Below are 13,009 nucleotides of genomic sequence, written 5' to 3'. Positions count from 1 at the left end.
AGAGCGGGCACGCGCGACACGCCCGGCTCGCCGGCTCACAGGCCGTTCTCCGGGGGTTTGCGGGCGCCGCCGCGCTTGCCCTGGCGGCGCCGCTCGTTCTTGGCGGCCTTCGTCCGCCGGGCGGGTTCGGCGGATCCGCCCTGCGCCGGGCGGGCGGCCGGCGGTTCCCCGCCCTCGGGCCGGGGCCGGGAGACGTCCCGCGCGCGCATCGCCGCGTCCACCGTGATCCGCATGCCGGACTGGACCATCCGCCGCTCCTCTCATCCGGAGGCTCTCCCCGCAGCTCATCCTTACCGGCGCGCCAGGTGTCCTCCCGGTGACATGTACCCGTATGAAACGGTCCTGGACCGTTGCAAGGAGTTTCCGGCGCCCGGGATACCGACCGTCCGGTGTGATTGCTCGATACAGTGCCGGGGTCATGCTTCAACGACTTGTGCAGCTCCTTCCGCCGCGGGTCCGCGCCGTGTTGCGCCGGATCCCGCTGCTCGTTGCGCTGTACCGATGGGCGCGGCAGGGGAAGCTGACGCGGGAGCGCCACGTCTTCGCGGTGCTGGCGCTCCTCGCGATCGCGATCGGGCTCGCCACCACCGGCGACTCGCGCGGGCTGGCCCCGTCCGGCGCGCTGGTGCTGATCGTGCTGGGCGGCGGGCTGCTGCTGAAGGTGCGCAGCCTGGTCCTGCTGCTCGGCGTCGTGGTCGCGATGGCCGCCTACAACGCCTCCCAGGACGTGCCCACGATCGGCCCCGGCATGGTCGCCACGCTGACGATCACCGCGGTGCTCGCGCTCACCCTGGCCCGGACGCGCCAGCAGCTCGGCGTGCAGGGCCTGCGCGGCGACTCGATGCTGCTGGAGCTGCGCGACCGGCTGCGCCGCCAGAGCGAGATGCCCGAGCTGCCGGAGGGCTGGAGATCGCAGGTCGTGATGCTCCAGGCCGGCGGGTCGTCGTTCGGCGGCGACTTCGTGGTGTCGTCCTGCGACGGTGACACGCTGGAGGTGGCGCTCGTCGACGTCTCCGGCAAGGGCACCGACGCCGGAACCCGCGCGCTGATGCTGTCGGGCGCGTTCGGTGGCCTTCTTGGATCGGTCCAGCCTGATCGTTTCCTGCCCGCCTGCAACGCTTACCTGCACCGGCAGGGCTGGGACGAGGGGTTCGTCACGGCCGTGCACGTCGTGGTCGACCTCAAGACTGGGGAGTACACGGTCGAGTCTGCCGGGCATCCGCCCGCCGTCCAGTTCGACGCGGGCAGCGGGGTCTGGCGGGTCGGTTCCGCCAAGGGCGTGGTGCTGGGCGTGGTACCCGACCTGAACTGCGTCCCGGAGCAGGGGAAGCTGCGGTCCGGCGACGCGCTGCTCCTCTACACCGACGGGCTGGTGGAGTCTCCCGGCTCCGATCTGGACGCGGGGATCGACCGGCTGCTCGGGGAGGCCGAGCGGCTCGTCCCGCAGGGTTTCGGCACCGGGGCGCGGAAACTGGTCGAGACGATGGCGGCGGCCCGCGACGACGACTGCGCGCTCGTGCTGATCTGGCGCACCTGACGGGCCGCGTCTGCGAGGGCGGGCTCAGCCGCGCTTGTGCTTGCCCTTGTTCTTGCCGTGCTTCGGCTGAGGTTTCTGCTGGTACTTGGGGGTGTACTTGGGTTTTTGCTGGGACTTGTGTGCCTTGGGCGGCTGCCGCTTGGACGTTCCCGGTCTGATGGCACTCGCCTTCTTCGTCGGCGTGGCCGAGACCGCGGGCGCCGATGGCGCGGGAACGGACGGCGCCGACCGCGTCTCGTCCTCGCCCTGCGCGAGCCCCATGATGATGGCCCCGATCAGGACGGTGCCGAGGGCGGCACCGAGGCCCGCCAGCAGCCGGGTGCGCGTGGACGGCGCGGTGCCGGCCATGCCGGGCGGCGTGAACGCCTGGGTGTCGGTCTCCTCCCAGCCCGCTGGCTCGGCCCGCGCCGAGCGCGCCGGGACCGCCGGCCGTCCCCCGGCGTGCGGCTGCTGCTGCTCGACGAGCGCGAGCAGCAGTTCGGACGCGGTCGGGCGGTCGGCGGGGTCCGGCGCGAGCGCGGACCGGACCGCGGGCACCAGCGAATCCGGCAGCCCGGACAGGTCGGGGTCCCCGATGCGAAGCGTCGCCGGGTCGCCGCCGATCGGCATCTGGCCCGTCCCGGCGTGCGCGACGAGGCAGCCCCAGGCGAAGATGTCGGCGGCCGGGGTCGCGGGCCCGCCGAGGAGGACCTCCGGCGCCATCCAGCCGGGCGTGCCGAGGACCTGGCCGGACGCGCCCGCCGCGTCCGGGGAGTCCTGTCCGCTGGCGATGCCGAAGTCGATGACACGGCAGCCGGACAGGGTGAGCATCACGTTGGCGGGCTTGATGTCGCGGTGCACGAGCCCCGCGGCGTGGATCGCGGCGAGCGCGGACGCGACCCCGACGGCGACGCCGTGCAGGTCGGCGGGCGGCAGCGGCCCCTCGGCCACCAGCCGGTTGTGCAGCGAGATGCCGCCGACGTAGTCGGTGACGAGGTAGGGCCGGCCGTCCTCCTCGCCGTGCGCGATGACCCGGGCGGTGCAGAACGACGCGACCCGGCTCGCGAGGTGCGCCTCCTCGGTGAACCGCCGCCGGTAGAGCGGATCGCCGGCCAGGTGCGGATGGATGGTCTTCACCGCGACGCGCCCGCCGGACACCGGGTCGGCGCCGAGATAGACCGTCCCCATGCCGCCCGACCCGAGGCGGCCCAGCAGCCGGTGCCCGGCGACCTGGCGCGGGTCGGCGGGTTCGAGCGGTCTGATGTCTCCGTCCATGCGGTGTTCCTGGCTCCCTCGGATCTCTCCCGTCCGTCCATCCCCGTTCGGCGGCGGATTATGGCCGGTTCGCCGAGGAAGTGCGGAAACGCGATCCAGGGCGGCCGATGCGACACTCCGGCAGCCTGGCGCGGCGAGGTTTCGCAGGGCAATGACCAGGTAACAACCCTTTCTGCGCCAACCCCCCGGCGCCGGACGGCGCGCGTGCCGGACGGCCCGCATGCGAGCCGGAAAGGGGGAGGGCCGCCGCAGTGCGGAGACTCGGGGGTTTGCTGTCACCGTCGTGCTGGTCGGTGCGGACCCGCGTGACCGTCGCCGCGACCCTCATCGTGGCGCTGCTCCTCACGGCCGGCGCCGTCTTCTTCTACGCGGCCGTCCGGCAGACGGTGTACAGCGAGCTGCACGACCGCGGGGCCTTCGTCACCGCCGACCTGGCCACCATCGTCCGCGAGACCGACCCGCGCGGGACGCTGCACGCCCAGGACCCCGACTTCACGCTGCTCCAGGTCATCAGCGGCGACCGGGAGGTCCTGGCGTCGAGCGAGTCCCTGTACGGCCACGGCCCGCTGCAGGCGCCGCTCCCGCACGTGCCGAACCGGCCGGAGTACCGCGTCGTCCATGTGAAGGGGGAGAGGGACGTCTATCTCATCTCGGAGAAGCTGAACACCCGCGCGGGCGTGCGGATCGTGTACGCCGGTGCGCCCGTCACCCGGTACACCCGGTACAAGGGCCTGCTGGTCGGCCTGCTCGTGATGTCGGTGCTGGCCGCGGTCGGCGCGCTCGCGGTGGCCGTGTCGCTGTCGGTGCGCTGGGCGCTGCGGCCGGTACGGGTGATGAGCGCCGAGCTGGCGGAGATCACCGGCGGGGCGGACCGCCGGGTCACCGTTCCGAGCCCGAACGACGAGGTCTCCGAGCTGGCCGAGTCGGTGAACGTGACCCTGAACCGGCTGGAGGACGTCCTGAACCGCCAGCGCGCGTTCGTCGCCGACGTCTCGCACGAGCTGCGCAGCCCGCTGACCGGGCTGCGCGCCCAGCTGGAGGTCGCGCTGGAGCATCCGGAGGACGAGGACTGGCCGGCGGTCGCGCAGGCGGCGCTCGCGGACGCCGACCGGCTGCAGGGCATCGTCAGCGACCTGCTGATCCTGGCGAAACTGGGCGCGGGCGTGTACGCCGAGCGGGAGCGGGTCGACCTCGGCGAGCTGGTGCGCGCGGAGACGTCCCGGCGGGTCCGGCGTATCCCGATCGAGATCGACGCGGCCGCGGGCGTGATGGTGCGGATCGCCCCGCACCATCTGGTGCGGGTGCTGACGAACCTGCTGGACAACGCCGAGCGGCACGCGAAGTCGCGGGTCTGGGTGACGGTGGCGGCGCAGGGGCGGGAGGCCGTGCTGGAGGTCCTCGACGACGGCGCGGGCATCGCCCCCGAGGACCGCGAGCGGATCTTCTGGCGGTTCCAGCGGCTGCCCGAGGCCCGGGCGCGGGACGCGGGCGGCACCGGGCTCGGGCTGACGATCTCCCGCGACATCGCCCGCGCGCACGGCGGGACGCTCGTCGCGGCGGACAGCGACCGGGGTGCCCGGTTCGTCCTGCGGATCCCGCTCGCCGAGCCGTAGCCCTTCAGGGCCCGTAGTCCCGCAGGGCGAGCGGCGGGCGCCGGGTCGCGTGCCGGGTCGCCTGCTCGAAGGCGTACCCGATCCGCAGGACGGCGAGGTCCGCGTGGTGGGGGCCGACGATCTGCAGGCCGACCGGCAGCCCGTCCCGGGTGAATCCGGCGGGCACCGACAGCGCCGGGCACCCGGTCGCCGAGATGAGGAAGCACGACCGCATCCACTCCAGATAGTCCGGCATCGGCCGCCCCGCGACCTGCTCGGGATACTCGATGCCGGCGTCGAACGGCGGGACCTGGCTGACCGGCAGGAGCAGCGCGTCGTACCGCTCGAAGAACTCCCGGACCCGGTGGAAGAGCGCGGTGTGCAGGGTTTCGGCGCGGCCGAGGTCGGCGCCGGTGAGGGTGCGGCCCGCGTCGATGTTCTCGGCGAGGGACGGCTTGAAATCGCCGCGGCGCTCGTCGAGGAGGGGGCGCAGGGCGATGTCCCAGTGCCAGGCGCGCAGCGTCCGGAACACCTCGTCGGCGCCCGCCAGGTCGGGGCACGCCTCCTCGACCGCGCAGCCCAGTTCCCCGAAGACCCGCACGGCGGGTTCGAGGACGCCGGTGACGGCCGGATCGACCGGGACCGTCCCGCCGAGGTCGGGGGACCAGGCCAGGCGGAGCCCGCCGGGCTCGCGGTGGAGCGGCCCGGCGAACGCCGAGCCGGGCGTCTCCAGCGCGATCGGGCTGCGCGGGTCGGGGCCGGCGAGGACCGACAGCAGCAGCGCCACGTCCGCGACCTCGCGGGCCATCGGGCCCTGCACGCCCATCGTGGCCCAGCCCGCCGGCACCGGCCAGGACGGCACCCGTCCCGGCGATGGGCGGAACCCGACGACGTTGCAGAACGACGCGGGGTTGCGCAGCGAGCCGCCCATGTCGCTGCCGTCCGCGAGCGGGTGCATCCCGCACGCGAGCGCGGCGGCCGCGCCGCCGCTGCTGCCGCCCGCCGACCGGGAGAGGTCGTAGGGGTTGCGGGTGAGGCCGAAGACCGGGTTGAACGTGTGCGACCCGGCGGCGAACTCCGGCACGTTAGTCTTGCCGAGCGTGATGACGCCCGCGGCCCGCATCCGCTCGATGATCAGTTCGTCCTGGTCCGGGACGTGGTCGGCGAAGATCGGCGATCCGGACGTGGTGCGGACGCCCTCGGTGGCGTGCGTGTCCTTGTGCGCGACGGGCAGGCCGTGCAGCGGGCCGGGCCGCTCCCCGGCCACCAGCCGCTCGTCGGCATCGCGCGCCTGCTCCAGCGCGCGCTCCGCGACCAGGGTGACGATCGCGTTGACCTGCGGATCAGTCCGCTCGATCTGGTCGAGATGCGCCTGCACGACCTCGCGGGCAGACAGTTCGCGGGCGCGGATCCGGCGCGCCAGGTCACGGGCGGACGCGAAGCAGATCTCCTCGGACACGTGCGTTCCCCTTTCTCCGGGTTCCCCCAGGGGCCACCCCCGGATGCCGGATGGCCCCGCCTTGAGGTCATCATGCTGGGAAGACCGGTGGAAGGGGCGGCGTGGCGGAACGGGTCGGGGCGCGGGAACTGCTGCGCCGCGTGCTGGACGAGGGCGGCCGGGCGTCCTGGGACACGCCGCCTCGCGGGGGACCCGCCCCGGACTCCGCCTACGGCCGGGAACTGGCCGCCGCCGGGGAGCGCAGCGGATGCGACGAGGCCGTCCTCACCGGGGAGGGGCTGCTGCGGGGCCGCCGGGTCGCGTTCGTGGTGTCGGAGTTCGGTTTCCTCGCGGGCTCGATCGGGCTCGCCACCGCCGACCGGATCGTCGCGGCCGTGGAACGCGCCACCGCCGAACGCCTGCCGCTGCTGGCGGCGCCGGCCTCGGGCGGTACCCGGATGCAGGAGGGGACGGCCGCGTTCGTGCAGATGGCCCGGATCACCGCGGCGGTCACGGCGCACCGCGCGGCCGGGCTGCCCTATCTGGTCTACCTGCGGCATCCGACGACCGGCGGGGTGTTCGCCTCGTGGGGGTCGCTCGGCCACGTCACGGCCGCCGAGCCGGGCGCGCTGATCGGTTTCCTCGGCCCGCGCGTCTACGCGGGGCTGTACGGGGAGCCGTTCCCGCCCGGCGTGCAGGTCGCCGAGAACCTCGCGGCCAAGGGGCTGCTGGACGCCGTGGTGGGCATCGACGACCTCGCCGAGGTGGCGTCGCGGGCACTGAACGTGCTGTGCGGGAAACCGCCGCCGGCGACGGCGGCTCGGCTCCCCGCGGGCACGCCCGCGTCCGGGACGGCATGGGAGTCGATCGAACGGTCCCGGCGCGCCGATCGTCCGGGCGTCCGTGACCTGCTCAGGCACGGCGCGTCGGACGTCACCCTCCTCTCCGGCACCGGCCAGGGCGAGGCGGATCCCGGGCTCATGCTCGCGCTCGCCCGGTTCGGTGCGGCGCCCTGCGTCCTCGTGGGCCAGGACCGGCACAGCCAGCGCACCGGCCATCCCCTCGGCCCGGCCGGGCTGCGGGTCGCGCGGCGCGGTATGCGGCTGGCCGCCCAGCTCGGCCTGCCGCTGGTCACCGTGGTCGACACGCCCGGCGCGGTCCTGTCGGCGGAGGCGGAGGAGGGCGGGCTGGCCGGCGAGATCGCCCGCTGCCTCGCCGACCTGATCACGCTGCCCGCGCCGACGCTGTGCCTGCTCCTCGGGGAGGGGACGGGCGGCGCGGCCCTCGCCCTGCTGCCCGCCGACCGCGTCCTTGTGGCCCGGCACGCCTGGCTCTCACCGCTGCCGCCCGAGGGTGCGTCGGTGATCGTCCACCGCGTCCCCTCCCGGGCGGACGAGATGGCGGCCTCCCAGGGCGTCCGGTCGGCCGACCTCCTGCGCGACGGCGTGGCCGACGCGCTGGTGGACGAGCGCCCCGACGCGGCCGACGAGCCGGAGGAGTTCTGCCGCCGCGCCGCCGCCGCGATCGAGGCGGGCCTGTCCGGGCTGGCACCGGGCGGACCGGCCGCCCGCCAGGCCCGGTACCGGTGACCCGTTCGGCCGCGGCGCCGCCGGAGGAGCACTACCGTCGTCTCCCGTGACCGAAACCGCCACCCGCACGGCCTATGACGCCGTCGCCGTCCTCTACGCCGACACCTTCCGCAACGTGCTGGACGACTTGCCGCTCGACCGTTCCCTGCTCACCGCGTTCGCCGAACTCGTCCGTCCCGGCCCGGTCGCCGACCTGGGCTGCGGCCCCGGCCACCTGACGGCGTTCCTGCACGCCCTCGGCGTGGACGTGTCCGGCATCGACCTGTCGTCCGGGATGATCGCCCAGGCCCGCGCCGACCACCCGCACCTGCGCTTCGCCGAGGGCTCCATGAGGTCCCTGGACCTTCCCGATGCCGCCCTCGCCGGCGTCCTGGCCTGGTATTCGATCATTCACATGGCCCCGCCGGAACTCCCGGCGGTCTTCACCGAACTCCACCGGGTCCTGGCCCCCGGCGGCCACCTGTTCCTCGCCTTCCAGTCGTCCGGCGAAGGCGGGCCGGAGGCGTTCGACCACAAGGTCGCCCTCGCCTATCGCTGGCCCATCGACGACATCGCCGCCCTCACCCGCGAGGCGGGATTCACCGAGGTCGCGCGCTTCCTGCGCCGCCCGAGCGAGATCGAACGCTTCCCGGCGGGCAACCTCATCGTCCGCAAACCCTGACCGCCCTCAGGCGTCCGCTGCCTTCCCGCCCTCAAATCCGCCGGTCTCCGTGCCGTCTGTCTCTTTGAGGACGACATGGTTGCGCTGGGCCCAATTCCGGATTTCGGAGAGCTTCCCCCGCCGACGGCGTCTCGACGTCACCTCCACTTCGCTGACGGTGACGCCGTAGTCGCCGAGTAGATCGATGACGGCGCTGGCCGGCACCGCGGGCTCTCTGTCGGCCGCGTCGCGTCCGGCGGGAGCCAAGTAGGCGACGGTGGCCCTGCGGATCAGCTCTGACACGCTGACCCCCGCGGCCTTCGCCGCCGCCTTCACCTGCTCCAGTTCGTCGGAGGCGAATCGGGTGGAGACCACCCGGTCGAGCTGGACCGGCTCGGCGGTCTCCATGTACTCGGCGTACCGGTCGGCGTTGGCCCGGTGGTACTCGGCCTCTTCCGCCGATGTCATGCCCCGGAAGGACTTGACCTCGTTCTTCTCCGCCATGGTGCTCACTCCTTTCGCGGATTGTCGTAGGCCGTGATCGGTCGCGCCATGTCCAGTTCCTGCACGCCCCAGTCATGCCGGACGAAGACCGGATAGGCGAAGATCACGATGATCCGCCGCCCGCCGTCCGTCGTGCCGCGCAGAAGGTAGCGGTCCTCGTCATGGCCGCCGCCGGGTAACCGAAAGATCTCATGGTCGTTGCGTGCCGCCTGTTCGACCTCGGTGCGGGTGATTCCGTGACCGCCCGAATGCCAGGTGTTGGACTCGTCCCAGTCGAGCGGAAGCTCGAACTTCATGCCTCCATCACGTCATACATCGTAGGCACGATGTATGACACAGATTACCCAGTCGACCGGGTGGTCACTCGGGATGTGATGGGTGAGTCGCGATCGACCGGCGGTGATGGCAGGTCATGCGCCTCCTGTGCGGCTACCGGGGAGTACGGTGGCCGGAATCGCAGGGTTGGAGGGTTGTGTGGCGTCGATCGTCGAGAGGGTGCCGCCTTCGGTGGCGGGGCGGGTGCTGCGGGGGCTGTTCACGCTGCCGGAGCCGGTCAAGCGGCTGATCGCGGGTGCGCCGGTGCGGCGGGACGGGCAGGAGCTGGCGCTGGACGCGCAGCTGCTGCTGCTCATGACGCGGCTGGAGGGGCAGCGCCTCGGCGGGAGCACGGCCGAGGAGGCACGGCGGGGGCTCGCCAGGGCGAAGGTGTATCTGCCGAAGGTGCCCGCGCGGCCGGTGGCGACACGGAACGTCGACGCGGACGGCGTGCCGGCGCGGCTCTACACGCCGAAGGGGCTCGCGGACGGGTCGCCGCTGCTCGTCTTCTACCACGGTGGCGGATGGGTGATCGGCGACCTCGACACGCACGACACGGTGTGCCGGTATCTGGCGGTGCATGCCGAGGTGCGGGTGCTGTCGGTGGACTACCGGCTCGCCCCGGAGCATCCGTATCCGGCGGCGGCGGACGACGCGCTCACGGCGTACGGGTACGCGGTCGCGCGTGCCCGGGAGCTGGGCGCCGATCCGTCGGCCATCGCGGTCGGCGGCGACAGCGCGGGCGGCAACCTCGCGGCGGTCGTGGGGAGGTTCGCCGAGCGCACACCGGATTTCGCCCTGCTGTTCTACCCGGTGACCGACATATCCGTCCGGCGGCGGTCGCGGGAGCTGTTCGCGGCGGGGTTCTACCTCACCGACGAGGACATGACCTGGTTCAGCGACCACTACTGCCCGCTGGATCGCCGCGCGGAGCCGAAGGCGTCGCCGCTGCTCGCCGGTGACCTGCGCGGCTTCCCGGCGACGTACCTGGTCACCGCGGGGTTCGATCCGCTGCGGGACGAGGGGGAGGAGTTCGCGAGGCGGCTGGCGGAGGCCGGGGTGCGCGTCGCGCTGCGGCGGCAGGAGGACCTCATCCACGGATTCGCGAACATGTGGTCGCTGGGCGGGCGCTTCCGGGAGGCGCTGTCCGAGGCGGCCGGGGCCCTGCGCACCGGGCTGTACGCAGGGCCCGGAAGGTGAGGGTCAGAGCGGCAGGCCCGTGAAGATCATGACCTTCTCCTCGGTGTAGTCGGCCATCGCCGACCGCAGGCCCTCGCGGCCGACGCCCGAGTCCTTCACGCCGCCGTACGGCATCTGGTCGGCGCGGTAGGACGGAACGTCGCCGATCACGACACCGCCGACGTCCAGTTCGCGGTAGGCGCGGAACGCGATGTCGAGGTTCCGGGTGAACACGCCCGCCTGCAGGCCGAACTTGGAGTCGTTGACCAGGGCGAACGCCTCGTCGACACCGTCCACGGGCTGGACGAGCATGACCGGGCCGAAGACCTCCTCGCAAGAGATCTTGGCGTCGGACGGGACGTCGGCCAGCACCGTGGGCGCGTACGCGGCGCCCTCCCGGGTGCCGCCGGTGAGGACCTTCGCGCCCGCCGCGACGGCCTCGTCCACCCAGGACTCGATGCGCTCGGCGGCCTCCTGGCTGACGAGCGGGCCGACCTGCGTCTTGTCGTCCCACGGGTCGCCGGTGACGAGCGAGGAGACGGTGTCGACCAGCTTCGGCACGAACTCCTCGTACACCGACCGGTCGATGTAGACGCGCTGGACGGCGATGCAACTCTGCCCGGCCTGGTAGTTGGAGAACAGCCCGATGCGCTTGGCGGCCCAGTCGAGGTCGGTGTCCGGCAGGACGACGGCCGCGCCGTTCCCGCCGAGTTCGAGCGTGACGTGCTTGCGCGGCGCCCGGTCGTTGATCGCCCAGCCGACCGGAACCGAGCCGGTGAACGACACGATCGGCAGGCGCGGGTCGTCCACGAGGGCCGAGGCGCGCTCGTTCGGCACCGGCAGGATCGAGAACATGCCGGCGGGCAGGTCGGTCTCGGCGAGCAGTTCGCCGAGCAGCAGCGCCGACAGCGGCGTCGCGGGTGCGGGCTTGAGGATGATCGGGGTGCCCGCCGCGATCGCCGGCGCGACCTTGTGCGCGGCGAGGTTCAGCGGGAAGTTGAACGGCGAGATGCCGAGCACCGGGCCCTTCGGCACGCGGGTGATGTAGGCCATCCGGCCCTCGGCGGCCGGGTCGGTGTCGAGCCGCTGCGTGGTGGCGCTGAAGCGGCGGGCCTCCTCGGCGGCGAACCGGAACGTGGAGACCGCGCGGGCGACCTCGCCGCGCGCCCACAGCAGCGGCTTGCCGTTCTCCGCCGTGATCAGCCGGGCGATCTCCGCGGACCGCTCGGCGATCCGCGCGGACACGTGCGCGAGCGCCTCGGCCCGCACGTGCAGCGGCAGCGCGGCGGCCTCCTTGCGGATCGCGTCCGCGGCGGCGATCGCCTCCTCCACCTGCGCGGGCGTCGGGACGGCCGCCGTCCCGACCACACGGCCGTCGTAGGGATGCGTAACGGTCAGCTCACCGTCACCGGTCTCGGGCCGGCCGGCCAGCCAGAATGGGGTCACGTTCATGGCGCTCACGCTAGCCCCGGCGGCCCCGATTGCGAGTCTCCACGGTGTCCAATCCCGTCGCCCTGTTTGGACGTGATGGCGAGCGCGAACCACAGTTCGGCGCGGACGGCCGGGTCGTCCGGGTCGCGTCCCAGAAGACCGGCGACCTTGCGCATCCGGGTCCGGAGGGTGTGCCGGTGGACGCCCAGCGCCCGCGCCGCCGCCTCACCCTGCCCGTTGGCCGCGACATAGGCCCGGGCGGTCTCCACCAGACCTTCCTGGCGGAGTGGTGCGAGAAGTGTGTCGGCGAAGGCGTGCGCGAGGCCGGGTTCCAGCAGCCCGAGAACGCCCTGTCCCGGGAGTTCGGAGTAGTGGAGGACGTCGCGTTTCGCCCGCCCGGCCGCCGCGAGGGCCTCCTCGGCCTGCCGCAGCGCGGCCGCCAGGTCGCCCGACGCCAGGTCGCCCGATGCCGGGTCGCTGACGCCGACCGGGCCGGTCAGCAGCGCCGCGACCGTCCCGCTCAGCTCGGCCGGGACGATCACGGCGCTGTGCCCGCCCAGCGGCAGGGCCAGGCAGCGCGCCCCCGCCGGATCGGACTCCAGTGCGTCCAGCACCGCGGTCCCGCCCGTGCAGGCCAGTACCCGGACCGGCCCGCGCGGCGCCGAAGGCGCCTCGCCCGGCCGTCCGAGCAGCAGCGCCGCGAGCGAGGCGCGCAGTTCACGGCCGGTGCGCGGCGTCTCCGACTGCAGCGTCAGCAGCGCGACCGCCGCGCCCACGATGGTGTGCGCGGCCGGGGGGAGCGGCGTGTCCGTTCCCACCGCGAGGAACCCGCGCGGCCGTCCGCCGAGCCCGATCCGCTGCACCGCGATGTGGTCGTCCGGGCCGGCCAGCGCCACGCTCGCCGCCGGGCCGCCCCTCCCCGGCCGGCGCCGCAGCCGGGCCAGCTCGGGCGCCAGGGCATCGGCCCGGCCGCCTGCCCCGGCGGGTTCGGCGTGCTGGACGGCCCCGGAGGCGTCCAGCAGCAGCGCCCACCCGCCGAGCAGCCGCGCCAGCCGGGTGACCAGGGCGCCGGGCCCGGCGAGCGCGGCACGGGTCAGCTCCCGCTGGGCCTGGAACGCGCGGGTGACGTCCTCGTACCACTCGGCGGCGAGCATCCGCGACACCGCCTTGCCGATGGCGATGAACGGGGTCGGGCGCGGTACCTCCAGCAGCACGAGCCCCTGGCCGCGGGCGGCGGCGAGCAGCTCCGCCGGGACGTCCTCATGGATGACCCCGACCGCGAAACCGAGCCCGGCGACACCTCGTCCGACCAGCCGGGACACATACGCGGCGGCGTTCGCCGGGGTCAGCCGCATCCCGGTGGTCAGCACCAGCTCGCCGCCTTCGAGGAACGGTGTCGGGTCTTCCAGCTCGCTGACGGCGACCCACACGACCGGCGCGTCCGGCAGCGGCCCGGTGAGCGACCGCAGGCCGAGCTGGGGGAGGGCGGCCACGGTGGCCAGCGTCGGCGGCATCGCAATCCTTGTGCAA

At 73.7% G+C, this 13,009-nt stretch carries 12 protein-coding genes; 5 read left to right on the top strand and 7 right to left on the bottom strand.

Features of this window, described 5'->3' with window-relative positions; all coding sequences use genetic code 11:
- Nucleotides 1–35: 35 nt before the first annotated feature.
- Nucleotides 36–248 carry a hypothetical protein gene (locus AF1_RS19620; protein WP_067801028.1) on the bottom strand — a complete coding sequence of 71 codons (213 nt, stop codon included), beginning with the start codon at nucleotides 246–248 and terminating at the stop codon, nucleotides 36–38.
- Nucleotides 249–418: 170 nt separating this feature from the next.
- Between AF1_RS19620 and AF1_RS19615 the strand changes: the two genes are divergently transcribed.
- Nucleotides 419–1,537, top strand: a complete 1,119-nt coding sequence (locus AF1_RS19615; protein ID WP_084263130.1) for a PP2C family protein-serine/threonine phosphatase — start codon at nucleotides 419–421, stop codon at nucleotides 1,535–1,537.
- Nucleotides 1,538–1,561: 24 nt separating this feature from the next.
- Here the strand turns inward: AF1_RS19615 and AF1_RS19610 are convergent, their stop codons facing one another.
- The gene (locus tag AF1_RS19610) at nucleotides 1,562–2,791 is read right to left on the bottom strand and encodes a serine/threonine-protein kinase (RefSeq protein WP_067801022.1); all 1,230 of its coding nucleotides are present in this window, start codon (nucleotides 2,789–2,791) and stop codon (nucleotides 1,562–1,564) included.
- Between the two features lie 269 nt (nucleotides 2,792–3,060).
- Between AF1_RS19610 and AF1_RS19605 the strand changes: the two genes are divergently transcribed.
- Nucleotides 3,061–4,404 carry a sensor histidine kinase gene (locus AF1_RS19605; RefSeq protein WP_131732908.1) on the top strand — a complete coding sequence of 448 codons (1,344 nt, stop codon included), beginning with the start codon at nucleotides 3,061–3,063 and terminating at the stop codon, nucleotides 4,402–4,404.
- A gap of 4 nt (nucleotides 4,405–4,408) precedes the next feature.
- Here the strand turns inward: AF1_RS19605 and AF1_RS19600 are convergent, their stop codons facing one another.
- Entirely contained in the window at nucleotides 4,409–5,842 is a 1,434-nt protein-coding gene (locus AF1_RS19600) for an amidase (protein ID WP_067801017.1), read from the bottom strand.
- A gap of 101 nt (nucleotides 5,843–5,943) precedes the next feature.
- Between AF1_RS19600 and AF1_RS19595 the strand changes: the two genes are divergently transcribed.
- Both AF1_RS19595 and AF1_RS19590 read left to right on the top strand, forming a co-directional pair.
- The gene (locus AF1_RS19595; protein ID WP_067801014.1) at nucleotides 5,944–7,410 is read left to right on the top strand and encodes a carboxyl transferase domain-containing protein; all 1,467 of its coding nucleotides are present in this window, start codon (nucleotides 5,944–5,946) and stop codon (nucleotides 7,408–7,410) included.
- 46 nt (nucleotides 7,411–7,456) lie between these two features.
- Nucleotides 7,457–8,071 (top strand): class I SAM-dependent methyltransferase, encoded by a 615-nt coding sequence (locus AF1_RS19590; RefSeq protein ID WP_067801011.1) that lies wholly within the window; start codon nucleotides 7,457–7,459, stop codon nucleotides 8,069–8,071.
- A 6-nt stretch (nucleotides 8,072–8,077) separates the two neighbouring features.
- Here the strand turns inward: AF1_RS19590 and AF1_RS19585 are convergent, their stop codons facing one another.
- Nucleotides 8,078–8,554, bottom strand: a complete 477-nt coding sequence (locus AF1_RS19585; protein WP_067801008.1) for a plasmid mobilization protein — start codon at nucleotides 8,552–8,554, stop codon at nucleotides 8,078–8,080.
- A 5-nt stretch (nucleotides 8,555–8,559) separates the two neighbouring features.
- Entirely contained in the window at nucleotides 8,560–8,850 is a 291-nt protein-coding gene (locus AF1_RS19580) for a BrnT family toxin (protein WP_067801007.1), read from the bottom strand.
- Between the two features lie 178 nt (nucleotides 8,851–9,028).
- On the opposite strand from AF1_RS19580, the gene AF1_RS19575 reads away from it, so the two are divergent.
- Nucleotides 9,029–10,069: an alpha/beta hydrolase gene (locus AF1_RS19575; RefSeq protein WP_067801004.1), complete on the top strand. Its 1,041-nt coding sequence runs from the start codon at nucleotides 9,029–9,031 to the stop codon at nucleotides 10,067–10,069.
- A 3-nt stretch (nucleotides 10,070–10,072) separates the two neighbouring features.
- On the opposite strand, the gene AF1_RS19570 is transcribed toward AF1_RS19575, so the two are convergent.
- Nucleotides 10,073–11,500 (bottom strand): aldehyde dehydrogenase family protein, encoded by a 1,428-nt coding sequence (locus AF1_RS19570; RefSeq protein ID WP_067801043.1) that lies wholly within the window; start codon nucleotides 11,498–11,500, stop codon nucleotides 10,073–10,075.
- 5 nt (nucleotides 11,501–11,505) lie between these two features.
- Nucleotides 11,506–12,993 (bottom strand): PucR family transcriptional regulator, encoded by a 1,488-nt coding sequence (locus AF1_RS19565; protein ID WP_084263127.1) that lies wholly within the window; start codon nucleotides 12,991–12,993, stop codon nucleotides 11,506–11,508.
- Nucleotides 12,994–13,009 lie beyond the last annotated feature (16 nt).

Source organism: Actinomadura formosensis NBRC 14204 (assembly GCF_001552155.1).
Taxonomy (GTDB): domain Bacteria; phylum Actinomycetota; class Actinomycetes; order Streptosporangiales; family Streptosporangiaceae; genus Spirillospora; species Spirillospora formosensis.
This window is presented reverse-complemented; position numbering and strand designations above follow the sequence as displayed.

Bases quoted from the DNA above. Each gene is read 5' to 3' on its own strand.
- AF1_RS19615 (WP_084263130.1), top strand. From the start codon at position 419: ATGCTTCAACGACTTGTGCAGCTCCTTCCGCCGCGGGTCCGCGCCGTG.
- AF1_RS19585 (WP_067801008.1), bottom strand. From the start codon at position 8,554: ATGGCGGAGAAGAACGAGGTCAAGTCCTTCCGGGGCATGACATCGGCG.
- AF1_RS19620 (WP_067801028.1), bottom strand. From the start codon at position 248: ATGGTCCAGTCCGGCATGCGGATCACGGTGGACGCGGCGATGCGCGCG.
- AF1_RS19565 (WP_084263127.1), bottom strand. From the start codon at position 12,993: ATGCCGCCGACGCTGGCCACCGTGGCCGCCCTCCCCCAGCTCGGCCTG.
- AF1_RS19570 (WP_067801043.1), bottom strand. From the start codon at position 11,500: ATGAACGTGACCCCATTCTGGCTGGCCGGCCGGCCCGAGACCGGTGAC.
- AF1_RS19610 (WP_067801022.1), bottom strand. From the start codon at position 2,791: ATGGACGGAGACATCAGACCGCTCGAACCCGCCGACCCGCGCCAGGTC.
- AF1_RS19580 (WP_067801007.1), bottom strand. From the start codon at position 8,850: ATGAAGTTCGAGCTTCCGCTCGACTGGGACGAGTCCAACACCTGGCAT.